The 25,401-nt window shown below is 38.5% G+C and carries 16 protein-coding genes and 1 pseudogene; 3 read left to right on the forward strand and 14 right to left on the reverse strand.

Annotated features, from left to right (window positions below; all coding sequences use genetic code 11):
- The first annotated feature begins 38 nt into the window (after window positions 1–38).
- Window positions 39–515, forward strand: coding sequence for a Dps family protein (locus tag HPE56_RS13965; protein ID WP_188244375.1), 477 nt, complete (start codon window positions 39–41; stop codon window positions 513–515).
- Between the two features lie 134 nt (window positions 516–649).
- On the opposite strand, the gene HPE56_RS13970 is transcribed toward HPE56_RS13965, so the two are convergent.
- Entirely contained in the window at window positions 650–1,651 is a 1,002-nt protein-coding gene (locus HPE56_RS13970) for a YhdH/YhfP family quinone oxidoreductase (protein WP_188244376.1), read from the reverse strand.
- A 138-nt stretch (window positions 1,652–1,789) separates the two neighbouring features.
- Here HPE56_RS13970 and HPE56_RS13975 point away from each other — a divergent pair, with 138 nt between their 5' ends.
- Window positions 1,790–2,110 carry a winged helix-turn-helix transcriptional regulator gene (locus tag HPE56_RS13975; protein WP_188244377.1) on the forward strand — a complete coding sequence of 107 codons (321 nt, stop codon included), beginning with the start codon at window positions 1,790–1,792 and terminating at the stop codon, window positions 2,108–2,110.
- A gap of 54 nt (window positions 2,111–2,164) precedes the next feature.
- Here HPE56_RS13975 and HPE56_RS13980 read toward each other — a convergent pair whose 3' ends face one another.
- From HPE56_RS13980 to HPE56_RS14040, 13 genes and pseudogenes are all read right to left on the reverse strand, one after another.
- On the reverse strand, window positions 2,165–3,259 hold the full coding sequence (locus HPE56_RS13980) for an SGNH/GDSL hydrolase family protein (protein ID WP_188244378.1): 1,095 nt from the start codon (window positions 3,257–3,259) through the stop codon (window positions 2,165–2,167).
- A 70-nt stretch (window positions 3,260–3,329) separates the two neighbouring features.
- A complete protein-coding gene (locus tag HPE56_RS13985; RefSeq protein WP_188244379.1) occupies window positions 3,330–4,544 on the reverse strand; it encodes a winged helix-turn-helix domain-containing protein in 1,215 nt (404 codons plus the stop codon).
- A 74-nt stretch (window positions 4,545–4,618) separates the two neighbouring features.
- Window positions 4,619–6,877, reverse strand: coding sequence for a heparinase II/III family protein (locus HPE56_RS13990; RefSeq protein WP_188244380.1), 2,259 nt, complete (start codon window positions 6,875–6,877; stop codon window positions 4,619–4,621).
- A 1-nt stretch (window position 6,878) separates the two neighbouring features.
- Window positions 6,879–9,194 carry a chondroitinase-B domain-containing protein gene (locus tag HPE56_RS13995; protein ID WP_188244381.1) on the reverse strand — a complete coding sequence of 772 codons (2,316 nt, stop codon included), beginning with the start codon at window positions 9,192–9,194 and terminating at the stop codon, window positions 6,879–6,881.
- Between the two features lie 584 nt (window positions 9,195–9,778).
- Window positions 9,779–10,798 (reverse strand): 3-dehydro-L-gulonate 2-dehydrogenase, encoded by a 1,020-nt coding sequence (gene yiaK / locus HPE56_RS14000; RefSeq protein WP_223170317.1) that lies wholly within the window; start codon window positions 10,796–10,798, stop codon window positions 9,779–9,781.
- A gap of 2 nt (window positions 10,799–10,800) precedes the next feature.
- Complete coding sequence (locus HPE56_RS14005) at window positions 10,801–11,466, reverse strand: HAD family hydrolase (protein WP_188244382.1); 666 nt, start codon at window positions 11,464–11,466, stop codon at window positions 10,801–10,803.
- Window positions 11,467–11,684: 218 nt separating this feature from the next.
- Window positions 11,685–11,903, reverse strand: a complete 219-nt coding sequence (locus tag HPE56_RS14010; protein ID WP_188244383.1) for a dihydrofolate reductase family protein — start codon at window positions 11,901–11,903, stop codon at window positions 11,685–11,687.
- Window positions 11,904–11,985: 82 nt separating this feature from the next.
- Window positions 11,986–12,840, reverse strand: a complete 855-nt coding sequence (locus tag HPE56_RS14015; protein WP_188244384.1) for a mechanosensitive ion channel family protein — start codon at window positions 12,838–12,840, stop codon at window positions 11,986–11,988.
- A 259-nt stretch (window positions 12,841–13,099) separates the two neighbouring features.
- On the reverse strand, window positions 13,100–13,963 hold the full coding sequence (locus HPE56_RS14020) for an alpha/beta hydrolase family esterase (RefSeq protein WP_317173210.1): 864 nt from the start codon (window positions 13,961–13,963) through the stop codon (window positions 13,100–13,102).
- Window positions 13,964–14,044: 81 nt separating this feature from the next.
- Window positions 14,045–14,452, reverse strand: a pseudogene (locus HPE56_RS14025) (3-hydroxyacyl-CoA dehydrogenase NAD-binding domain-containing protein); the annotation flags it as partial.
- Window positions 14,453–14,660: 208 nt separating this feature from the next.
- The gene (locus HPE56_RS14030) at window positions 14,661–15,683 is read right to left on the reverse strand and encodes a YeeE/YedE thiosulfate transporter family protein (RefSeq protein ID WP_188244386.1); all 1,023 of its coding nucleotides are present in this window, start codon (window positions 15,681–15,683) and stop codon (window positions 14,661–14,663) included.
- A gap of 176 nt (window positions 15,684–15,859) precedes the next feature.
- Window positions 15,860–20,053, reverse strand: coding sequence for a phosphodiester glycosidase family protein (locus HPE56_RS14035; protein WP_188244387.1), 4,194 nt, complete (start codon window positions 20,051–20,053; stop codon window positions 15,860–15,862).
- Window positions 20,054–20,063: 10 nt separating this feature from the next.
- Complete coding sequence (locus HPE56_RS14040; protein WP_188244388.1) at window positions 20,064–21,308, reverse strand: glycosyltransferase; 1,245 nt, start codon at window positions 21,306–21,308, stop codon at window positions 20,064–20,066.
- A gap of 607 nt (window positions 21,309–21,915) precedes the next feature.
- Here HPE56_RS14040 and HPE56_RS14045 point away from each other — a divergent pair.
- Window positions 21,916–25,395, forward strand: a complete 3,480-nt coding sequence (locus HPE56_RS14045) for a hypothetical protein (RefSeq protein WP_188244389.1) — start codon at window positions 21,916–21,918, stop codon at window positions 25,393–25,395.
- Window positions 25,396–25,401: the final 6 nt, after the last annotated feature.

Genomic DNA, 25,401 nt, shown 5'->3' on the forward strand with positions numbered 1-25,401 from the left:
GGCTTGAAAGTACCTTTACACCTATAAAACATAAACATATGGAAACCTTGGAAGTAACATCAGTAAAAACACAGGATTATAAAACTACAATATCCAAAGCCCTAAATGCACTCTTATCCGATGCACAAATCTACAATATGAATTTGAGGGGATTGCATTGGAATATAAAAGGAAGAAACTTCTTCTTATTACATGAAAAATATGAGGAATTGTACAATGAGGCTGACGAAATGATCGATGAAATCGCAGAACGTATTTTGGCCGTTGGCTCAAGCCCCCTGCATACCTATGAGGATTATTTAGCCAACAAAACCCTTGAGGTCGCAAAGCACGTGTCCGATGGGGAAGAGGGTGCTGCATTGGTATTGGGAAATTTGAAATTGCTATTGCGAAAAGAGCGGGAAATATTGGAAAAAGCCTCTGAAAGTTCCGATGAAGCCACTGCCAATTTGGTAAGTGATTTCATTTCCACACAAGAGAAACACATTTGGATGCTCGAGTCCTTCTTAAGTTAAGTTAGGAGCGCATCCATAAAAAAAAGCAAGAACAGATTGTTCTTGCTTTTTTTGTTATTTACCTAAGTGCTTCTTAAAAAATTGGGGGGCTAACTCCTAGGTCTTCTTCATTGGTCATTTACATGACTGCCCATCTACACTCCCATATTGATCACCGTTCTTCCCTTTAATTTTCCAGCAAGCATTAGGTCGATCTTTTCATCCAATTCTTTCAATGTTATTTCAGTACTGGTATCCGCCAATGTTTCGGGTTTCCAATCCTTGGCCAATTTTTTCCACACTTGTTCCCGATAAGCCATTGGATAATCCTGAGAATCTATCCCAATCAATGTTACCCCCCTTAAAATAAATGGAAACACTGTCAGTTCAAGCTTGGGCGAAGCCACATTACCGCAGGAAGTAACCACTCCCATCGGTTGGGTCGCTTTGATAATATTCTCTAAAATAACACCGCCCACCGTATCTATACCACCCGCAAACAAAGGTCTTAACAATGGTTTTTTATCAAAATTCTCAATTTCGTTACGCAATAGTATTTCTTTGGCCCCCAATTTATGGAGGTAATCACGTTCCGCTTCCTTTCCGGTAATCGCTACTACGGTATATCCCAATTTACTCAAAATGGAAACACTTAAAGCTCCAACGCCACCCGTAGCTCCAGAAACAACGATTTTACCATCTTCCGGTTTGACCAATTGCGAAAGTCTTAAAACTGACATTCCCGCAGTCAAACCCGCCGTACCAATGATCATCGCCTCTTTCATGTCCAAATTTTCAGGCAGTTTAACCACCCAATCTTCAGGAACTCTAATATACTCCCCAAAACCGCCATCGGTATTCATTCCCAAATCATAACTGGTAACAATGACCTTATCCCCAGGCTTAAAACTTTCGGAGTTAGAAGTTACAACCGTTCCTACCGCATCTACGCCAGGTGTATGCGGATAGTTTCTTGTTACCCCTTTGTTACCACTAGCCGACAAGGCATCCTTATAATTAAGGGCAGAATAATGTACTTTTATCAACACATCCCCTTCTGGCAAATCATCTACTGTCCTCATTTTTATTTCCCGTACATAGGCTCCATCTTTCTCTTCAACTACAAACGCTTTGAACGTAATGGTGTTTAGCTTCATCTTTAGTATATTTAAAAACCCTTATATTTGGCAAATATCAACATAAAAGCATTAATTGTCAACAACTTACAAATTATACACTTACGAACATTTAGTTCCGAATTGAACATTTTCAACGCTTTGAAGACAGAAAAAAAAATGGAAAAAAGTTATTGCCCGATCGATACGTTTGTAAATGTGGTTAAAGGAAAAAGAAAAGCTACCATTATTCTTCACCTTTTTCAAGGCAACAAAAGATATAATGAATTGGCTAAATTGTTGACCGATATTAGTGAACGAATGCTCACCAAACAGCTTAAGGAATTGGAAGAGGATGGTTTAATAGACCGAAAAGCATATCCCGAAGTCCCACCACGTGTGGAATATAGCTTAACGGACCTGGGCAGGGAGATCCACCCGGTTCTAAAAGGAATGTACAAGGGCGGAATCCTTTTTGAAAAAAGTATTGAAAATTCCTGAATCGTTACCTTCGTACTACACGAAAGGTTAGGCAACTTCTTTTTCTAGCCGTACCTACCATTCTATATTTTCATCGATAAACTGAATAAGGCCTTGGGACAACTCCTTCTGCTCGGCTATATTCGGATGCCCGGAAGTATCTTTATATGGTGCAAAATGGGTGTATATCATCGGATCATTCATCATGTCAACAGCCCGTTCAACATATCCGGGCCATTTAGAGCCTTCTTTGGTAGCATCCATACTTCCCAACATACAGATAATATGTGCCTTGGGATATACTTTTCGGATGTTACGTACAAATTGTGCATACGCATCCACTATAAACTCCTCGGAGGGCGGTTGGGTGCCAAATTTAGCCTTGAATTCCGCATGATCAGGCATCCCTACCAACCAGGAATCGTTCTGCATCAAATTGATTACTACAATATCGGGAGTGTAATTTGAAAAATCCCATGTACTTGTCGGGTCTTCGGGATCCAACCTATCATAGATTTCAGGCATTATCAATGGAAACCAACTGATGGTAATCCCAATACCACTTCTGCATATGCAGCTATATTCCGCATCAAAATATTTTGCCGTTAATCGTGCATAACTACGATAATTGTTGGTATACGTACTATCTGGGGAATCCGAACCCGAAGTATCCTCAACAGCATAGCCCGCCGTAATGGAATTACCGTAAAATTCGATTTTTCTTTTCTTGGGTACTGGTTTGGGTAATACGGCCGCTTTCCCTTCTATACTAAAACCATAAAATAGGGTCTTTCCCCGATTCCATTCGGTTCTTTTAAAAATCTCTATGGTATGTTTCCCTTTTGATAATCCAGATGCCAAAGGATAGGGTCTTTTAATCGTATCGGGACGCAAAATAAATGGCGCCTCATCATCAATGATCACGTTGTAATAATTATCCCCTTCTTCATCTTGCATGATCGCTTCGATCGATCTCCCCTCAAAATTCATTTTCATCGAAGTTCCTGACCAATACAATACCGCAGCCCCACTTTTTGTCGTATCGATCCTCCCTTCGTACTGTATTTTTGAATGGGAGTAATCCACTACCTCTACTTTCTTAGTACTCGAACAAGCCGCAATGACCCATAGTCCCAATAATACGAAAATGCTTCTTTTTCTTGCCAACATCCTTTTTGTATGCGTATTTAATTCAATAATCCATTCTTGGAAATCCGTTGTACTCCCTAAAAAAAGCAAGTTACTCCAAAGAAACCATTTGGTCAATCGATTTTTGGAATATGCGTTTAAAATTAGTCGGACTAACGGCGTAAAGCTGTATGGTTTTACATTCATTGAATTGCTTAAAAGCCGTCAACTCCTTAATAAATGCCGCTACAAAATCTTCAATATCAGTAAGTTCTGGCTCTAAAAAAATCGAATGGATATGGAGTACGGAACTTTTCCTGTCCGCCTTACAGTCCATACGGGCCATCAACCTACCCTTCCACAGTATCGGAAGAACAAAATATCCGAATTTTCGTTTTGGTCCGGGCACATAACATTCGAGTAAATAGTCGAAACCAAACAGCTGCTTTGTGCGTTTACGCTGAATAAGAAGATTATCAAAAGGTGATAATATTTTGAGTTTACTTTGACCCAAGGGTCTGTTCAAGAGCTCTAGTGATGTTGCTAAGGCATAGTAAACGGTATTGTTGACCATAATTTGGAGTACTTCCCCATTCAAGGTCATTTCTTCCAAGGTATGGCACACCTGCTGCTTGGTGTTCTTTAACAAATAGGTTATTTCAGAAGCTAGTCCCAAACCGTTTGCCCCAAGGAATCGGGTAATCAAAAAACGTGCATATTCGGCTTCACCCGGCATGGTCGTATCTACATGTTCGGGCAATACCCGTTCGGTCAGGTCATAGATTTTGTGAAAATTATTTCTGGATGAAACCATGAGCTCGCCTTGCATATACAAATTCTCTAAGGCCTGTTTGGCCAACTTAGTCTCCCAAGCCCCTAATTTATTGCCTTTGTGACTAAAGTCCTTGGCCATCAAAGGTCCTTCATCAGCTATTCTACGAAGTATCGACTGCATTAACCGTTCGTTACGTTTATACCAATGGTTCTCCTTTCCCGTTGCAATAGCCTGTTTTCTTGGCAAGCTAAAACGAAAATCCTTCATTGGTAAATAGGCCGCCGCATGGGACCAATATTCGAAAATCCGTTTTTGCCCCATCAACGTTTCAAGGTGGGTTGTTTTATATCGAGGGTTACGACTATACAGGGTATGGTGATGTGCCCGTTGAACGGCCGATATTGTGTCGATCTGTATATACCCAAGATGCTCAATGGCATTTAAGGTTGCATCCAAGGCATTCCCTTGGTGTTTTATCGGTGGGACCCTTTGGGACAGTAACACCAATTTTCTCGCTTGTTGAATCGTAAGTGCTTCCAAATTCTTGGTCATTGAATACTTCTTGCAGTAGCAATATAATGATTGTTATTGCTTCCCGCTACAACTCCAGGCACTTAAACTTGCCTCTAATCCAAATCAACAAAACAATGCTCCCCTGGCACAAGCTCAACGGTAGTCATGTTTTTATTTCTTTTCTTTCCTTTTTTAAAGGTTAGGGTTGTTTTTGAATCCCCCAGCAACCGCGCTTCCAGTTTGTTCCCTTGTAATGAAATATAGAGGTCCGTTTCTTGGGAAGCCTGAATGGTAAGCTGCTCAAGTTTTACTTCCCTTATTCCGAAGAGGAAGGCTTCATCCCCTTTATGGATGACATTTGCACTTGATCCTTCCAGCTGCCATTTACCATCATTCACCACCCAATCATTGAGCAAGACCTGCTGCTTGGTTTCATCAATACGATTACTATAACCTTTGTATGGAAAAATTAGGGTCAGGAAGTTGAAATCCCCTTTCTTAGCTTTGGAGACCACTGTCCAATTCTTACCACGGGCCCCTAAGGTCATTGCCGTATCCACCCCATTCAATTGAAGTATATCACAACCTGCCGCATCCGGAAAAGAGGCCCGTAAGATTTTTGGGGCCAATTCGGTAGTATAATGTCCCTGCCAGATTTGTTTGTAATCGTGGGCTCCATTCGATTGGAAATTGTCCTTGACAATCCAGAATTCATCCTTACAATAAACAACCTGCCTTGTATAGGCAACATCCTTTGTTTCGAACCCATCATGACTTCCCACAAAGAGATCGAACGATTCATTACTTTCCCATGCGATTACTTTCGGATGCGGTAATTCCTTAAACTTACCAAATCCACTCCCTCCTTTATTGGAAGTCCATTGCTTACCCTGTAATTCATCATCAATAAGGGCCACATTTTTCACCATTGAATTTTTGAACAGTTCAAAATCTTCAAGGGAGTAACGTACCTGGTAGTTGGGCAAAACAACCTGACCGTTGGCAATCGCCTGTATTCCCAACATATCGCCATGTTGGTGGTCCGGTTTATCAGCATCCAATCCGGCACTGACCACCATCATTTTATCATTGGGCTCCCACCCTTGCCTCATGATGTAATAGTGGGTATCCTCTAAAGCAAGTGAACCGTAGGATGGTCGATTTTTCCCAATATCCCTTAATTGTTCTACTTGCTGATTACTTAAAAACCAATACATGCCTTCATCGACCTTATCTGTCGCAAAGTATCCGAATTCAGGATCGTTGAACAAAACATACCCGAGTGTCATTGCCCCTGAGATATCATTTTTTTCCGCCCATGGAATTTCAGTATCATCCTGAAGTACAGGAGCACTCTTGTCCGGATACGCAATTTTTACAAGGGTACTGAACAGGGACTTGAGTTTTTGCTCCCAAGTTTCAGCAACGGTTATCTTATTGATTTGAGCCAATTGATACACATAGAAATAATTGTTGATATCGCTCATATGATAATGTACTGACCTTTCGAACTGGAATCCATCCGGATTGATCTCTTTATCCAAATGCTCGCTTAACCTCAACATTGCCCTATCGTACCATTTATCGGTACCTTCAAAATCACGAAACAGAATCGACAAAACGGCTAAACCTGACATTCCCTTGGTTTGGTGATTGCCTGGCACAAACCCTTCATTACGTTCGTATAAATGTTGGCCATGTTGCAATAAGGTCGCAACCGTCTGTAACTGGTCTGCATCGGTATATGCTGGTTCACTTAAGAACATATTATGGATCCAAAGCCAATTCGAGATCCGATAACCAGAACGAAAGGCTTCATAAATGCCATTTCCATCTTCGATTTTTTCATAATCGCCCGACTCCAACGCCGTATTCATGGACTTCATCTGATTCACAAAATACTTGATGTATTTGGGATCCCTACCCTCATTAAAATACAGCAAAGCTAGGTCTACCATTTTATGCTGCCTTGCCAAATGACGTAACGCATACGCATTTACAGGCTCCCCATTCAAATAATCAAAAGGCAATACCCACTGGGTGACGGCAGGGTATTTATTAAAGTGATCCATGGCCCTGGCTTTATGCGCAGCTTCATTCCCATAAAGCGTATTGTAGGTCTCAAGACGACCATCAAACCCTTTGTAATCATAAAAGAAACGTTCCGAAAAACGTTCCCGAAAATATGCGGCCAGCGATTCCGTTGTTATTTCCCCGTTTGCCTGTAATTGTCCACGCGTCTCGGGTTTCAAATAATCGGCAAGCGTTTCGATGTCCAATACCCGTTGATCAGGTAGTACCTGCGCCTTGACTTCTGAATGAACAAGAGTCAAAAAAAGAAGTAAAAGACCTAGTCGTTGATAGCACTTCATATTAATAGAGTAAATTGAGTTTCAGGTTTTCTTCTACCGATATTTTTCCTGAGTTATTGATTTTATTGTTGGACTGCGTATTGTTCTTCGCTCCCCAAAGTTGGGCTATCAGTTTAACATTATTGTCGACAAATGTGTTTCCTGAAATATCCACATTGACGATACCGTAGGTATTCAATAAAATGCCATTTTTCTGCTCTGCCCCACAATTTGAAAACGTACTGTTGTTGACCAACAACGTTCCTCCTACGGTAGACTCATCATAACCTCCCCGGTAATAATCTATTACATTTTCTTTTACCCCATCGAAATAACAATTCTTAATCGTGATATTTTCCGCATTGTATTCTCCCTTATCCTCCGTTTCCTCGGATAATTCCATTCCGTTTTGGCAATTCTTAAAGATGGTGTTGTTAAAGGTAATATTTTCCGCAAAGGAGTATTTATACGCTTTTAGGATATAATCAAACGTTTCGATGTTACAATTTTCAACCGTTAAATCGTATTTGCTGGACATGTTTTCTTTTAGACTGGCAAATGCATATTGTTCCATATCCCCGCTAAGGCTCACTCCTTTAAGTGTAAGGTTTCCTTTAGGATTCATTTGGAACAAGGGTGTTCTCATAGCTCCTTTATACAAAAGTGTGGCACCTCCGTCGGATATACCTGATTGAATGATCAAGGTTTTATCAATATTCAACGAAGAACCGATTTCATAATCACCTGTTTCAAGAGTTATAATATCACCATCTTGGGCATTTGAAATAACATCTGCCAAGTTCATTGAAGGATTCACCACATGTGTTTTTGGCTCCGCTTTAGACGGATTTGCATCATACCACGTTGGACCATAATTGCCATTATCAAAGATAGATGGGGCTTCATTGGGTTTTCCTACGATTGCTCCCACAGCATTATTGTCCTTTCTAGAGACCCCGAACAGGTCTTTTTCGAATTCATCAAATCCAAAACCATTATAGACGGGTACGTCTGGAAAATCCGTACTAGGCACCCAAATATTTTCACTTAATTCAGTTAAAACAAAGGATTTTGCCTCAAGTGCATCACTAGGCTCAAAAGCCACACCCTGATTGTTGATGATATTATTTTTGAATTCGATACCATCAAGAAGGTCATGGGCGACAATCGGGGCTTTGTCCCCTTTCGAATTATAGATAAGGTTATTGGCCACTAGAGTCCTAATTGGTCGGGCAGAACGGATCTCGGAAGCAGGCAATACATCTTTCTGGCTCACATTGGTTCCAACACCAAATTGCCATGGCGAAGTACAATCGACCCATGAATTATAAGCAACAACGACATCGGTCACTTGTATATACCTGTTTAATGGCGACTTGGGTATTCCGTTCATTACAGCCAATGGACTCCTAAAATTTTGCCCTCTTAGATTATAGAAATAATTATTGGTCGCTGTATGCCCAGTACCTATTAACCTAATTCCACCATAATTCGGGGACACTCCGTCTCCAATGAAGTAATTACCATCGATGGTACAGTAATTTCCATGTCTGGTGACCAAAGAGCCTTCGCTCTTATAAAATACGTTGTTCCTAAATTCATTGAAGTTTGTTTTACTGGATATAATCTCAACCTCACCGTTACACTTTTCAAACAAATTATTCGCTACCAGCGTATAACTGGGACACATGGAGGTAAAACTATTACCCAGTTGAATACTCTCGGCGCTGGGTCCTCCTTTCGGTGGTCGTGGACCAAAATGGTTGTTAATGATCTTGTGATGGTTGTTTATATTCTGGTTACCGGCCAAATCTACACGTACCGTTGGCCCTCCATTGGACTTACCTGCCAAATAACTATGGTCCAATTGGTTGTTTCTCCCCTTGAACAAGACCCATAGATCCTTCAGGTTTCGTTGTGGTTTATTAAAGTCTTTGATTACACAATTGGTGACTATGCTATGATTGGCCACGCTGTCTTTACTCACTGCGTACTCTATTACCGCATTGGAGGGGGAATGACCATTGACAAAGTACAATCCGTCAACGATAAGATAATCGCCCCCTAATTTGAGGTCAGACTCTCCTTGAATCAAGACTTGTCCCGATGTTTCGGCCCTTAAGGCAATTGGTTTATCCTTTGTGCCACTGGACGTCATGCGGATTTCAACGTCTTCCCAAACCCCATTGGCGAGTACTATTTCATCACCGGGCTTGGCGTTCGTCAGCGCATTATGCAGCTCGTCTTTGGTAGTGACCATCGAGGAAGATTGGGTTCCTGAATCTTTACAACTGCTGATTAGAAGAAAAACAAGAGAGAGGATTAAAGAATATTTCATGAATTTATATAATTGATTTGTTATGTTTCTTTTTGATGATCGGTGACCGCCATTTAAAGCTAGATGAACAACATTAAAGTCGTAACACCTTCTTTTTAAACCAATAGCTGGTATGGGGCTGCTCGGCAACCGCAAGGGAATGGACTTTAAAACCGATTTATTTACTACGGATATTCTAGAATAAAACATAGGTTTATACGATACACGAAAATTGGTTAACCAATTTTTATTTTATAAATGTACAAACATTATTCAGTTAGCCCAATCATTGGCTAATTATCTTGTCAATTATATTAGAATGTTTATAGGTCGGCACCAAACACCGGTGTACCCTGTGTCCGAAGTTGGCAAAAAGTGAAGTCCAAGTATTAAAAGGCGCGTAGTATAGCTTATCAAAACCCACTTGTTTCCTAATACCCACTTGTTGATTATTGAATTACTTTGCAGTTACAATACTGATGCATGACTGGTTTAAAAAAACATTTAAAACAGAAAAAAACATGTTTCAAAACCCTGGAACAGGTTTTTACATATCACTGTTTACGAATTGTATTCTTGTTTGATATATGATCCGAAAAGTTTTTTTACGCTGACAACTCCATTATCTTTTTCCAAATACTGTTGTTGACAGGGATTCCCTCCTTTAGATTCCGTGTTCGGGTCATTGCACTCCGCTCTCCTGGATAATAGATTTTATCCCCGGGATTCATGGGCGCTACATCATGGGTATATGCTATGATTTCGTCGATGAGCTTTTGCTGTAGGTTTTTATCGCCAAAAACCGCAGGGTAGATACAGAGATACACCTGGGAAATCCCTGTTTCAAATTCCCTTGTCCCGATTTTACTTGTAGAGTCACCTGCTGATAATAAAGTGGCCAGCATATCCAAAACTATGGAAAGGGCGGAACCTTTCCAATAGCCAATGGGCAAACCACGTTCTTTTGTCAGAATCTTTTCCGGATCATTGGAAAGTTCATCGTTGGCATCCCAACCTCCAGGGAAAGGCAGTTTTTCACCCTTTAACCTATAGTCGTTGATCTTACCGAATGCAAATTGTGAAATCGACATATCCAACACCACATGCCCCTGTTCCCTGGGTATAGATACGACAAGAGGATTATTGCCAATACGGCTGTCCTTTCCTCCCCAAGGCGGCATGTTTGGTTGCGTATTTGTAAAAAGGATCGAAATACAATCGGCATCTGCTGCCTGCCTTCCGTATGTACCTCCCCTCATCCAGTGATTGGTATTGCGTAATGCCACCAATCCCATTCCGTTTGATTTTGCCAATGTTATGGCTCTATCGGTACATATCGTTGCATTGACAATGCCTGGGCCAAGATTACCATCCCAGCGTTCCAAACTACCAAAAGTCGCCACCTTTTCCGCTTCGGCATCAATTTTTACCAGCCCTTTTTCGACATAATCAATAAATAGGGGTAGCCTATTGATTCCATGGGAATTTACGCCAACCAAAGTGCTCTCCGTGAAGACCTTGGCCAGCAATTTGGCTTTCCCTTCCGCGAATTCATATTTTACAAACAGTTTGTAAAACACATCCTGCATTTGTTCGGATGTAATTCGCATGGCTTCCTCGGTCATCCTTAAATAGTTTTCAACGTATCTGTATAAAAATAGTTCGTCAATTCATCAAATGAATCAAATCGTAAATTATAATCCTCCGTGTCCCCAAAGCCATAGCTTACAAATCCAAAGGGGATATCCAACAGGTCACATTGCTTTCTGTCCGAATCGGTATCACCAATATATATCGGTGCCTGTAAATGATATTTATCGATGAGGTATTTTATATTTTCATGCTTTGGTCTGTAATTCATACCATGGGCCATGGTATCCGTAATATATGCTCCAATATGGGCCCAATCCATAAAGTATTGGATTGTAAATTCCGGACAATTACTAACTATAAATAGTTTGTGTTTTTCTGCCAGTTTTGATAATCCCGCCTTTACACCCCCATACAATTTACCCCCATCGATTTCAATACGTTTATATTGTAATTCGATTATTTCTTGGTAGACAGCTTTTCTTTCAATGGCTGTGAATTCTGGAAGGATCATCGCCAAAAAGGGTTCTTCTTCCATCCCCATATATTTGAACAAATCCTTTTTTGTGACTGTTCGGTTAATTTTATGGGCCTCAAAGAAATCATTGAATCCTTGTGCATAAGCATTTACACCATCCCATAATGTCCCATCCATATCGAATAGTAAAGCATCAGGTTTCATTATTGTACTCCGTTCATCCATTTCTTTTGTTCGTTATAAATACACAGCCAAGATCACGTACTGCGTATACGATCGGTACGGCTTTGAAAGTAAGGATTCCCCCTTCCAAGAAACAGCCATAACACAAAGTAAGCACAGCGCTGCGAATAAACAATATCCCAACAATAATTTTATTCCTTATTGTGGCCAGGGCTATTTTTCAGGTTTTAGGTTGGGATCTCAAGACCACAATCAAACGATTACTTTTCGATCAGATATCCGACCCATGAGGATTTCGCGTTTCCAAAAAGGGAAATTCCATCCCCGAGTATAATCGGAATCATTTTTAGCTTCAATATATCGATCAATCCAGGGTCTAAAAGCCATCCCGCAAATTGACCACCACCACATAGGGAAACAAATTTGCGTATATCATCATTAATAATACCAGCAATACCCATCCAGGGAGCCCGCCACATAATAAATTACCTTTTGCATCATTTTCCCCGTTTTGATATGAACATTCCCATTTTTATTATAAAGGTACCGGACCAAGGCGTATTACCCTTTGGGGTTATTCTTTTCAGCATAACTTGATTTCACATGTAAATCCACTTGGGGGAAGGGTATTTCGATATGGTGATCCGTGAATTTCCTGCTAATACTTCTTCGTATATCACTTTTCACCTTACCTATTCGGAATATACTTTGGCTAAAAAACAAAACCTGAAAATCCAACGATGAATTTCCGAAATTCACTAATCGCGCCTCTGTTGATTCCCTATCATATACGTCTGGATGTTCAAATGCACTTTCCTCCAGAATCTTTATGACCAGATCAATATCACTACCGTATGCCACGCCTACGTCAATTCTAAAACGTGCCTTCATTGTCTGATGGCTCCAGTTGATAACCTTATTGGTCGTAATCAATGAATTTGGAATAATTATGGAAACATCATCGGTATTTAAAGCCTTGGAGGTTCGCAGTCCAATACTTTCGATCTTTACGATATCCCCATCTATTTCCAAGACATCCTCTATTTTTATGGACTTTTCCGAAAGCAGGATTATCCCCGACAGGATATCGTTGAAAGTTTGCTGTAATCCCAAACCTATACCTACAAGTAAGGCTGCAGACCCAGCTATCAATACTGTTAATTTAATTCCAAGGGTTTCTAAAACAAGGGCAAGGGCAATCACCCACAACACATATTTAATAATCTGAAATAAGGCATAACTGGATCCCTTGTCAAGTTTCCCATACCTACTTCTGAAAAGTGTTTTCTTAATTAGGGATAATAGCAATCTAGTCATTAGAAAAATCATCAAAATGGTTACGAGTGTATACACCCGTAGATTGAATTTCCCTATATGAATCAACTCCAATTCTAAAAAATCCTTTATTGTTTCCATATTGTATTTTGCTAAAGCCCTATCCTGTCCGGGAAAAAACAAATTTATTTCGTTTTACCCCTTGGAAGGATTTTTATTAGGAGTTACCAATGTACTTTAATCGCGCCTATAATCATCTTTTAATCAGAAAAAATCCCTTCCTGAATCAACAGGATGATTCGGGGAAAATACCCGTACCCATACCCCTATTTGCAACACCTCCCATTTCAACGACCCAAAGGTATTCCCTTCTATTTTTAAAAACTGTTGTTGTATAAGATTAAAATCTGCTGAAAAATTGCCATATCAATTCATTTGAATTTAATCCCGAATTATCCATTGTTGGTAAATCATGGCCAAAATCCTCTAATTTATAATACCACACTTCGTTATCGTTTAAACCATTGGTGTAATGATAAGCGTGTATGTTGGGTGAAATCGATAACGTATCCACTTGGCTACACCCATTGAATCGCCCCCAATAATCCATTATGGTATCCATATGCGGTGCCCCACCCCAACCGTATTCCGTTGACATGCTTCCATCTATGGGGACAATGGTATCGGTCATTCCGGATATTTGCAGAACGGGTATGGGGTGAGGTGTTGAATTTCGGTTTTCCCAAATATGACCGGTCATCGTTCCCGTAACGGAAGCGAGTGCCTTAAATACATCCGGGGACTCACAAGCCAAGGTATAGCCCATAAAACCACCATTGGAAATACCACAGACGAAAGTCCTGTTGGAATCAAGGTTATACTTGGTTTGCAAATGCTTTGCCAAATCTGTCAAGAATCCCACATCATCAATTCCGGAAGAAGGCAAACCGCCGGTCCAATATGGTTTTCCTGTATTGACATCAATTGTCCCTTGGGGATAGCACACCGCAAATTTGTTTACCTCAGCGATGCTATCAAGTTGTAAACTTTGCATATGGTCCTTTGCATAACGCCCATAACTATGAAGAACAAAAACCAAAGGTGCGTTCTCCGGCAAATTGACCGGTTTATACAGAAAGTACGTTCTGTCCAAATCATCATGATTGTAAATAGCATGATACACGCGCTTATTGCAAGAATAAAAAAATATCATTACAAAAGCGATACCATAAAGAAACTTCGGTATCAATTGGCCCTTTAACATTATGATTGACAATTTGTGTACAAAACACTGATTATAAGGTATGTTGTATTATAAAACCAAACCACTTCGTTTGTATTAAATTTACTTATTTTTAAATAAACACACCTGTCCAATGCCCTTATTTATAGTTGTGGTCCGCTCTTTATGCAATGGTAGGGTCGACATTCCTATTGCTTTAGCAAAGGTAATAACATCTTCAAAAACCTTAGGATCTGTAACCGGGTACCCCATAATTTCCCCCGTATTATGAATCCAAATACCATTGGCAAAGTGCAATGCTAAAAATTTTGTGGCTCTTCCGGTTACTTGGACAAACTCACTTGGTAAGAGAGCTGAAGAATTGGTAGCGAAAATGGTTTTTTCAGGGGCGACTTTTGCTGATTGTTCATAAAAACTATTTTTTATTTGTGGGTTTTCAGGAACAGCTTCAATCCGTACGTCAGCATTTTTTAAGGTTTCCTTTAAGTTTGAAGTGTAACTTAAATTCGAGAATGTTTGATCTAATTACTTTGTCATTTCTGTACATAATGTTTAAAATTATGTAGCCTTTATTCAGGACGGGTCATTTTATTAGACAACGTTAAATAGTATGTTCAGTGACGGATGGCGTGGTATTTACCTGCGGAAACCCGAAGTAGCTTTAGCGGGCTAAAATATTTTATGTTTGTCACTTTACTCCCTTTACGAATTCAAAGTGCTAACTGTTTTTGTTTAAGTTTGATTTATAAAAAAGCTTACCAGTAACCAAAAGACCCACAAAAGTAAAAACAGCAAAAAACAAACTGCTATACGCCAATTGCATTCCACCAGATAATATATGTCCACTGGTGCAACCTCCTGCCATTCTTGCTCCAAATATTAAAATAAACCCACCAACAAAAGACCAAATAATTCTTTTAAGTTTTGAATCCCCTTTATATCTTCTCCAATTATCATGAATAAGGACAAGTTTAAAGTCTTTTTTAATTACAGAAATAGATAGGGCGGCAATAAATGCTCCTGCTAAAAATATCATTTCCCAGTTCCCTGCACTCTCTATTTTTGTAAAGTAATTATTATGGGTAAGTCCTAAAAGTAAATCGCCAACATATGGAAAAGCTGTAGATGCCCCTATTGGTCTGTTTGTAAGTACTGAAGAAAAAACAATACTATTAAGAATAGCCAATACTATACCCGAGAATATCCATTTTTTACCTTTTACCTTATCTACCTTTTGTAACCAAAATGATGCGGCAATAAAAACAATTGCAAAAATTGAACTTAATATGTAATACATTGTGGTTGAACCAAGTGTTGTGTTTAATGATAGCGCACCCAAATCCGGACCAAGAATTGGCTGAATAAAAGGTAAAACCAAGGAGTAAATAAGTCCTCCTGACAATCCACCAATTATTCCGATTAACGCATCTATAGAACCTTCCCCCAATGATATTGCCAAAGTACCAGGGCAATATCCTAAAATTGCCATACCCATGCCGAAAATCAACCCTCCCAAAATCAATCCACCAACAACAAAAGGTTTTATATGAAAGGATGCAAATCCAAATGCTATTTCAAAATTTAGTAGTATAATCCCAACTCCAATTGCTAATGCTATTGCTTTTACAACTGATAAGTTTTCAAGAATCGCTAAACCACTAATCACATTAAATTTATTCAAACTTGCATATTGTAATGTTAAACCGAATAAAATCCCTAAAACAAAAATCATTATCATCATCGTAATCTCATTTTAAATATTTAACATCATGTTAGTTTCAATCAGCCTTAATAGCAAACAACAAAGTTATATTTATACTTGACCTCCACCTATTAAACCGGACATATAAAAGTAAGATATATCAGGTTTCTTGAATGTTTAACATTACTACCCTTATTTGCCTGAAAAAATCCAACTTATTCTTCAATCCAGCCCATAATGGCATTGGCTACAAAACGAGGTTCTGGTGGCAATGAGTAAATGTCTTTCTCATAATTCTTATTGTAAGGTGATATATTCAAGATCTTACCATCAACGACTAAAGTGCTACTTCCTCCTGGATCAAACCCCATGGCTTTATCCATACCATATTTTAAAAGAATGTCTACCATATCAAAATGGGTCGCACCTACAGATTCCCTAATTCTACCATTCACCATAAGCACCATAAGTTTGCCTTCTTTGGTAATTCCTACTGCTATTTTTGGCCCACGCATATCTGTAAAATCCAAACGTGCAGCTTGTGTTTTAATAGAGTTTGATGTTTTCCAACCTTCATCTTCCATATTCAAAGCTTGTTGTCCTTTATCTATTAACATAGGACCCGCTTCAATAGCATAGGATATCCCATCCCAATTGTAAGGGTTGGTTTTTGGTTCTAATAATTGTATATCTAATTGTATACCTTCTTTAAATATGTCGTTAGAAAATAAATCAGAAGGAATAGACAGGGTAATACCAACGGGAATAACCGGTACAACCTCTTTATCCTTTGTTTTAATAATTTGTTTTACCGTATTTCCTGCTATTCTTATAATCACATTGCCATGACCTATAAGCGTGTCTTTAGAATAAGATAAATCGTAAAAGCAGGGTTCGGAATCACTATGTTTGTTATAGTTGTCCGCATTAAAAACAATATGCTCTTGTTTACCCTTTATGATCAAACCTGCTTCACTGTTTACCTTTCTTATATCCACATTACCATTTTTATAAATTATAAAGGCTGGTTTATTGAATAACGGTGGACAAAAGACCTTATTATTCATAATCAACAAACCCAAAGGCGAGCCAATATATGTTTCAGGCAAACCTAATTTACCGACTAACTCGGGATTTAATATGTAACCACCATTCCAAGCTAATTCAATTTTATTAGGGTTATTACTTTTCTTCTTATACTCCTTAACGAGTGCAGGTACATTTTTCGGTTCCTTATTCGCAATATGTGCTGCAAACTTCCATTGGTGCTTTTTGGTGTCTATTTCAGCCAATACACCACCCCAAGGTAAACCATCATCATAGACGCCTCCAGCAAAGGATGCTTTTACTTTTTTAATAGTCTTGGTTTCTTTTAAACTTTCTTTTATCTGTTCTAAAAGCTTACTAATTGGAGTACCATTTTCAATGGCATCTTTAGAAATAATATGCAACAATTCCTTTTCTCCAATCGTGTTTTTCAATTGCCTATATAAATCGCCTTTCAAAGCCAAATCAAAATCCTTTGCTGTTTGAATAGGTGTTGGATATGCCAAAGTTGTACGAACACCTGCGGGAACAAACTGAATGAAACCACTATCTTTTGGAATCCCCATAATTTTTGCCGTCATTTCATACAAAACCTTACCAATATGGAAATGATCGATTTCGATAATATCCGTCATCATTGCAGCATACTCTCCATTGGTGATTATAAAGCCATTAGACTCTTTTATTCTTCGTAAGATCTTAATTGCCTTGGCTCCCATTTGTGGAAAATGAACGCCTTCCGACCATTGCTTGGTTTCTACTATTTGAACCACACCAGCTTTATAGAGCAATCCTAATTCAGGTTCTTTCCCACTCTCTAGATATTCCTTGATATTAGCACTTGAAAACCATTTTGTTATTCTTGGCTCATGAATGAAAATATATACTTTTTCCAATTCCTGACCTCTTGTATCGAGTACCTCTGCTGTAAGTTCCTCTTCTATTGTAAGTTTCAATTGGGCACGAATAGGTTGTAAAACAAAGTATTCCAACTCGTGTTTTATATAACGCCCAGGAAAATAACCTTTAGGCACATTCTTCTTTAAATTTGTAGTTAATATTTTTCTGTCATCAATACCTAAAAATTTACTGTTGGTCAATTGAAATAAAGCCAATTCCCAATCAGCGAAAAATTGTGGTGCTAATGTTAAATCGGTTAAATATTTTGGTTTGAAAATATCATTGTAAATCATATTAACCAGACCTGTAACTTCCTGGAAAGTAAAGGCTTGATACGCATATGATTTTTTATTCCTATGTCGATATGTGAGCGCATGATCATGTCGGATTGAAATCTCCCCATCAACATATTTAAAAATATCATCAATGGCATTGTAATATTTATGAATGAGTTCTAAATTGGTATTTACCAAATCAGGAATGTCATTTTCCATCATCCTGGCATAACGCATTACTTTTCCTTTAACCAATTGTTCTTCAACCCTGAAAAAGCTTGGATCTATTAAAGATTTCAAGTACAGCATAAAAGACAAACGACCGTAACCTGGTAAGTAATGTCTTGTTTTCTTATTAAGAATCGCATCTAGGTCGTCATTTTCAAAATTTACAGATACTTTGTACTTTTTTAATAGATCGACCACCTGTGGATTATCTTCAACGGTGGCAGAAACCAACTGAAAATACAACCGTTTTAGAATATATTGCATATTTTTTTGCAACGATTCTATGCTGTAACGTTTGTTAATAACACTTCTGTTATGTGTCACATCAACCATTCTATTTTGAGGATAAAATACATGATCACATATTTTTTCAGCCAATTGTTTTGGTACTTTGGAGCCCTTGAACTCTAAAACATTGAGACGAAGGGATTCATCCAAATGGCGACCAATAACTTGGTCATAAACCTCTCTTGGTTCATATTGTCTACAAAATATCGGTGTGCCACAGGCTGCGGCTTCTATAATAGGTAAACCTCGCCCTTCGGTTTGACTTGGCAATAAGATCAGGGAAGCGACGTCGTAAAGTTGTTCAATATCTAATGGTTTCTTATATTTTTTCTTAAACTCATTTTTATCAAACTCACTAAACAAAAACCCAAGAAGTACACTTGACCTAAACTCTTTTGGAAGCTCCTTAAGGAAATTTGAAAAGTCAGTTTTTAAATCACAATAATAATTTTGTTGCCCATGAGGTATTGGGCCGGAAACGATTAAGGATAATGTCAACTGTGGATTTGTACTGAATTTTTCAGCAAATGAGTCATAAGAAAACAATCGTTTTATAAGCTTAAAGTTAAGTTCAATGGACTTTCTGCTAATTACCCTTGTAGGCTGTAAAAAAACAATGTTATTGTTTACAAAATCAAACTGTTCAATTCTTTTATAACCTAATAATATAGGTTTTAAAGAACGCTCACTATCTTTATGATTGGCAGCAGTGTGTACTGTAATCGTATCTTTTTTATTTGCAAATATGGTAGACACTTGCATAAACGCTTTTATAATATCGCGCTTACTCATTTGATGCATTTTGGTATCTACAGCTGTACCTAACAAAGCTACATTCGCCGGATTATGCCCATTGATATTTATAAGGTGGTTTTGTTGAATCTTATTAATATTCACATTCATCCAAGAGCGACTTTCCCATGGGTACACCGTTTCAATAATTGAGAAAAATTCGCCAACATGGGCATTATGAAAAAAGAAATCCCTCGGTCCTTTTTTTAGGCCCTTCTTTTTAATTTCTTCCTTTCTATTACCACCTTCCCAATAAAAATCATGATTATTATTTATAACCGGAATTCCTAAATATTCAGAAATTAAAACCGTAGCCAAAGCCAATGAAACATTCCCTGGATTAGAGCAAACATTAATAAGGTACAACAGGGAAATATCATTTTCTTCAATATAACCCCCTAACTTTTCTACAAGAACCAAAACCTCTTTCCAGAACTTACCAATTAAATCATTATAAGCATTACTCCCTCGTTCCATTTTGATATTAAAGAAGTCATTGTATAATGGCCAGGCATCAAAAGCTTCCATTTCTGGTATTACTTTTTTAATGACATCCTTAGGGATGAGTTCATCAGCCTCCTCTTTGATTTCCCCCGCTACAAAGTGTATAGGGATATTTGGGTATATGTTTTTAAAGGTTTTGGCATACTTTTCTGTTTCTACAGTGATCCCATCTATGGTAAAATAGAATGTAAGGAAGGCTATACCTCCTTTTTCTATTTGCTTATCAAAAGACTGCGCATCACCTTTAAAGGCTGATTTTGAATTTTTATCCTTGAATTTATCGATAAATAACCCTAGATCAAACCAAGTGTTTATTTTTTCGTTTTTCAGTTCCGTTAAAATAGTTGTGATTTTCGCCGTCTTAGTTTTAGTCATTTATGGTTTCTTAAAATGTAAATAGGCTATTTAATTTTTCTTCAAGTACATCAAATGAAAAATATTTTTTACCAAGGTTAAAGTTATATTCGCCAATCTCTAAACATCGTTTTGGGTTATAAATGATGTCGGACATTTGTTGAACTTTTTTGTTTGTGAGAATACCATCCTCTGTCATAACGGTTTCAAACCCTTTATTGCCTATATCTTGCATATACACAGGTTTGTAGTTGTTTACAAATATTGGTTTTTTAGCAAGAACGCATTCTACAAAAGCGTTCCCAAAGCCTTCATAAGTACTAAAATAAGTACAAGCCCTACCGTGTGCATAAATATCAGATAAATCCTTGTGGTCCAAAACTTTATCCGCAGCAAAAATAATTTGACTCGATAGATTCAAATTATGGATTTGATCGATTAATTCATTATAATACTCTTTGTTTTCATCATCATTATTATTTCCCGTAATAACAAGTTTCAACTTTTTATCATCTAGCTTATCAATTAAGGAAATAGCGGTTTCAATACCTTTACGCCTTACAATTCGGGTCACTTGTAATAATGCGATTTCATCTTTTGTTACTCCGATATCTCTCAGGAAAAACTGATTTTCTGCAGTTGGAACACCATAAATGCGATTAAAATCCATAACGTTTGGTACCAAGGTCGCCTCTATGTCAAATCGCTTTTTAAAGGTTTCTACTCCAAAAGTGTTAATGACGGCATGTTTAACGTTAGGCAGTAATAATGGAAAATTGTCATCTACATATTGGTTTATTTCTTTGTGAGTAGAAACATAACGCTTACCGCGTTCCCAATGAAAATCGTGATCATGGGTTACGATTGGTAATCCTGTAGTTTTAATTAACTTTTTAATGGCAACACCCATAGACAGGTGGCAAGGTAATGCTGAAGCGTTTTCTGAAAGTATAACGTCAATTTTCTTTTGTGCAACCCATTGCTGCATAGCCTCAAATATGATATTGGAAGCATTCTCAACATGCTCAAGTAAAGGACCTGGATCTTTGTCGGGTTCATGAAAAGCTTTACGTTGTTCCCACTCTGCTTCTACCGCAAAAAAAGACAATTCAGGAAACAGATAGTCATGTTCATCATCCATATTCCAAGACTCAAATTCCCCAGACATGATAAACACTTCATGACCTAACTTTTTTAAAACATCTATCCATTTCTCCGTTTCAAGGGCTACACCATCAACGCCACCGATTCTTCCAATAATAATACCTATTCGCATGTTTAATATATAAAAGGTTGTATCCTCCACAAGATACATTATTCAAGAAAAGATTAGATTGGTTTTGTAAGAATGTGTTTAATAAATTATATCTACGGAATTATAAGCAAGAATAAATTATGTGTTATAAAATTTAAGACCCTAATCTTGATAAAATGATAATTGTACTTTTAAATTTAATAATAGAATAAGGCTATTTTTCTAAGTATTTTATAAGTTTGATACCTAATTGAAATTTTCTAGCCAAAAAAATATTTTTATTTTGAAATCTCTACATTGAAAATTCATTTAAAATCAACCGTACGTATTAAGTAGGTAATTTGTCATAATTCCTGTTTTTTTGATTCAATTTCATTTACTATTTCAAATTAAAGAATAAAAAGCAGGAGACCTGATGTAAACCCAAATACCGCGCCTCAATTTTGGATCCTTCATTAAACTTTAAAAATCGCACTAAGACTTATCTTTTATAAATACTGTTGGTTAAGGTTATTTTTGTAATTTTAAAAATTGGTTAACCAATTTAGGTGATCAGGTTAAAGATAAGAAGGGTTGTGCATGTTCTTATTTTAACAATCAGTGTAATGCACAATTCAAATCTTAAAAAATGAGTAAAGAAGGCAAATCGAATCCTGAACAGAGCAAACAGAGTAGAAAAGATACCATACAATATATTAACCTACAATTATCGGCACTTGGGCAACCCATTTACCAAGACGACGATAATTCAGAAGAAAAGTTCTGTAATCCGAAATTCCAAGAGTTGACGAACGGATTGATCCAGAATTTTCGCGAAAAATCAAGATTGTTATCAACCCATCTTTCCCCTGCAGATTCCAGGATCCAACAATTCCTGAATGATTATTTGGCCGACGTATTGGTGGGAGACACCCTACGCTTACCCAATAACACCCTGGTTTTAAACCAAAAAGGGCATGCCAGGGAAGTAAGTCTACCTCCTAATGGCACCACGTTTATCAGTGACGATATTTCATCTTACCGTATAAAACAGGGTATTTTAAATAACCCGGTCAATGACAAAAGGACCACCAAAGGAACGTTCCATATCGTTGAAGGTGCACTTCCTGTTCCATTAGACAAAAAGGAAGTGCCCAAAGTAGCCTTCATGCATTTTTTGAAGGCGGCCTTCAACCCCTCGGATAAACTAAAAATATTGCCTTTTACCGCTAATCAAGAAGATCGGGCCAAATTGATGGTTTCACTTTTAATGCGCCCTATGGTATGTCCCGAAGTCAAGGGTGTTATTTCTAAAAAGAGTTTAGAGGTTCGTTTTTTTGCCCCAGGAAGCCTGGTCAGTAATTTGGATTTTGTGGAATCCATTTTCGGAAATGCCGGCGACCCTTATTTGGCAGAGAATGATGCGGCATTGGATACCGAACATTGGACCGGACACACCGGTTGCATCGTACTTGCCCCCCAATTAAAGACCCTGACCAAGAAAGAAGTAGGCTTACCCCATTTTGATGATGCGACGGAGCGTCAAAAAAATGACGGAATGTGTTGGAAGGATGAAAAAGAGTTGTACAACGATGGCAGTGCCTTTAAAATAACATGTAGGGATGATCGAGGTGTGGTCGTTACGCTCATTGCCGACAATTATTTTGGGTATTCCAAAAAGGAAATCAAAACCCAGATCAGCTATTCGGCAAATTTATTCGGTTTGGTCGAAGAAGAACATTCCGGTGGGGCAATAGCCTACCCAAGGGGGGTTATGGGCGACATTGTCGATGGCAGTGCCTTCTCGGAAAAATTCGGGAACAAGTTCAGTTTTGAGGATGTTAAAACATTATTGGGTGATAGGATCGAGGTTAAACCTTCGAATTATGCGATTGACAGGAAATATCCAAACCTGATCTATATCCCTGAAGATGCTTATATCAACACTAATACCAATAGCATTACCTGGACGTACAACAACAAGACCCAAAAACTGATCTTATCACCGCTTAAAACATATATACACCCCACAGGCAATAAATTCAGATTAGAGAAGCACAAGGCAATTTCATTATGGCGAATTGTCAACACCTCTCCCGAAGGGGTCTTTTGCCACAAGCCCTGTACGGTTTCCGGAGGAGGGAAATCAGAGATCTCCAAATCGATGTTGAATGCCATAACCTATAATTCGTTCAATGTCATAAATATAGAGGAGGACTTTAAAAAGGCTGATGAGATCATTGAATATGATTATTCAACACGCTGGAAAGATTACGACCCTACACTTCCTCCTTCCAGATCTTTTTTGGATAAAGGAAGAACCTTGGGGTCCGCCGTTAAATTATTGACACCATCGGATAAGAACAATGATGAGTACAATGCATTCATATCCAATATTCCAGTGCATATCAGGTCCTTGGTCTTATTTGTAAAAAGGCTATATCGACAGGATCACGATGAGTTGAACTGGAAAGACTGCATGTCCGTTCAAATCATTAACGGACAAAAAGGGACCGAACTATGGTATTACAACAATCCGGTTGTCGGTAGCTATGTGCGTATAGGATTCAACCAAGAAGGAAGTTGGATGCTGAACAAACTACGGTCCGACTTCTCCGCTTCAACGAAAATCCAAATGGAGGACGACATCTCGGCCTCGATTACCCTACCTAGGAATCAGCTTAAAAATTTAAATCCGTTATATCCGAACAAAAGTCTTAAAGTCGTTGCCAACTGTGAATCCTATTTGTTTCAACGACCGGATGAGGCTATTGTAAGGGGTTATGATGAGGGTGCGGAACGCGATTTGGTTTCCGACAATGTATTCTTGACCAACTATGAGTTGTTGACTAAAAAAGATGCGATTGAAATTTACGAGGACACGATCAATTTTGACAAATACACCCAACCTGTAAAAGACTTGATTGTAAGCGTTGTAAATAGTCCGAATGAAGAGGAATATTTCGCATTGCCCTCCCATACAAGGATCGTTAATGGCGAACCTACCAAAAACCCCCGGTATTTAGAACCCAATATTTTTATAGATGAAACCGAGGATAGTTATTTAGGCGAAATAGGCGTGCGTTTATACCGAAAAGTAAAATCGGAAGATCCCGTGACCCATGTCGTAAATGCGGTTTTGCCAGGAAGAAGGAACAATCCTGTGGATAAAAAAGCGGGTATACGTCCTTTAGCCGTCTACAACCCCATCCATTACCAGGAAACACCGGAGTTGTTCATGGACTTCATTTGTAGTCTAACCGGTAAATCTCCCTCAACCACTGGTGCAGGCTCCGAAGGTGCCTTAACGAAAGGACCATTTAATATGCTCACCCCTACAAGTGATTTGAACAATGCCCTATTATCCCATATTTTAACGGAGTCCAATGCATTTAGTACGGCCGCCGGTTATGTGGGGGGACAAAATAAGGTAGATCATGACATCAGTCTTTTGATCCCTGAAATCTGGGCGCGCCTAGAAGCCAAGGATAGGGACCCCAAGGCTTTGATTGCGAATGGTTCACTGGAAAAATTGGAGGACTTTGAGTATAACGGTAAAAAAGTATTGGCCAGTAGATTAGGGTACCGCATTACAAGTACCTTCTCTTTACGCTGTTTAAATCGATTGTTCGATGAACCCAATGCCGTGTTCAACGAAAAGATGCTGAAACCTGAATTACAAGGCATGGAAGACTTTGTTGACGGTATTGCCAACATTGTAGAAGCGCAACAGAAAGTTGCACTGCGGTATTTTGAGGATGGCAGTATCGAGGCCGCGATACCTCCCTTGAAAATAGTATTGCATGTCATGGCTTATGGCCATTATGAAGGTAAGGACATGAGTGACCCTGAATTACGGGGATATTTTGAAAGGGAGTATATCATCCATAGCGATTGGTATGCCGAACGGTTAAAGCTAAAACAACAGAAGGACATCCAATTTTATACCAAACAAATCAATTATATAAAAGATTTTATCTCCGACCCCAACAATGAGGTATTGGTTGCGAAGATGGATTTGAACACCCGTTTACAGCATGTAGAAGAATCGCTTAAGGAAGTCAGTTCCCCCACCTACCTGAAAAGCCTGGAAGGTACTATTGGCGCCGATCCTTTATACAGAAAATAGGTTTTT

This window comes from Maribacter aquimaris (genome assembly GCF_014596745.1).
Taxonomy (GTDB): Bacteria; Bacteroidota; Bacteroidia; order Flavobacteriales; family Flavobacteriaceae; genus Maribacter_A; species Maribacter_A aquimaris.

Coding starts and splice junctions, on each gene's coding strand:
- HPE56_RS13965 (WP_188244375.1), top strand. CDS start 39: ATGGAAACCTTGGAAGTAACATCAGTAAAAACACAGGATTATAAAACT.
- HPE56_RS13970 (WP_188244376.1), bottom strand. CDS start 1,651: ATGAAGCTAAACACCATTACGTTCAAAGCGTTTGTAGTTGAAGAGAAA.
- HPE56_RS13975 (WP_188244377.1), top strand. CDS start 1,790: ATGGAAAAAAGTTATTGCCCGATCGATACGTTTGTAAATGTGGTTAAA.
- HPE56_RS13980 (WP_188244378.1), bottom strand. CDS start 3,259: ATGTTGGCAAGAAAAAGAAGCATTTTCGTATTATTGGGACTATGGGTC.
- HPE56_RS13985 (WP_188244379.1), bottom strand. CDS start 4,544: ATGACCAAGAATTTGGAAGCACTTACGATTCAACAAGCGAGAAAATTG.
- HPE56_RS13990 (WP_188244380.1), bottom strand. CDS start 6,877: ATGAAGTGCTATCAACGACTAGGTCTTTTACTTCTTTTTTTGACTCTT.
- HPE56_RS13995 (WP_188244381.1), bottom strand. CDS start 9,194: ATGAAATATTCTTTAATCCTCTCTCTTGTTTTTCTTCTAATCAGCAGT.
- yiaK (WP_223170317.1), bottom strand. CDS start 10,798: ATGACCGAGGAAGCCATGCGAATTACATCCGAACAAATGCAGGATGTG.
- HPE56_RS14005 (WP_188244382.1), bottom strand. CDS start 11,466: ATGGATGAACGGAGTACAATAATGAAACCTGATGCTTTACTATTCGAT.
- HPE56_RS14010 (WP_188244383.1), bottom strand. CDS start 11,903: ATGTGGCGGGCTCCCTGGATGGGTATTGCTGGTATTATTAATGATGAT.
- HPE56_RS14015 (WP_188244384.1), bottom strand. CDS start 12,840: ATGGAAACAATAAAGGATTTTTTAGAATTGGAGTTGATTCATATAGGG.
- HPE56_RS14020 (WP_317173210.1), bottom strand. CDS start 13,963: ATGTTAAAGGGCCAATTGATACCGAAGTTTCTTTATGGTATCGCTTTT.
- HPE56_RS14030 (WP_188244386.1), bottom strand. CDS start 15,683: ATGATGATAATGATTTTTGTTTTAGGGATTTTATTCGGTTTAACATTA.
- HPE56_RS14035 (WP_188244387.1), bottom strand. CDS start 20,053: ATGACTAAAACTAAGACGGCGAAAATCACAACTATTTTAACGGAACTG.
- HPE56_RS14040 (WP_188244388.1), bottom strand. CDS start 21,308: ATGCGAATAGGTATTATTATTGGAAGAATCGGTGGCGTTGATGGTGTA.
- HPE56_RS14045 (WP_188244389.1), top strand. CDS start 21,916: ATGAGTAAAGAAGGCAAATCGAATCCTGAACAGAGCAAACAGAGTAGA.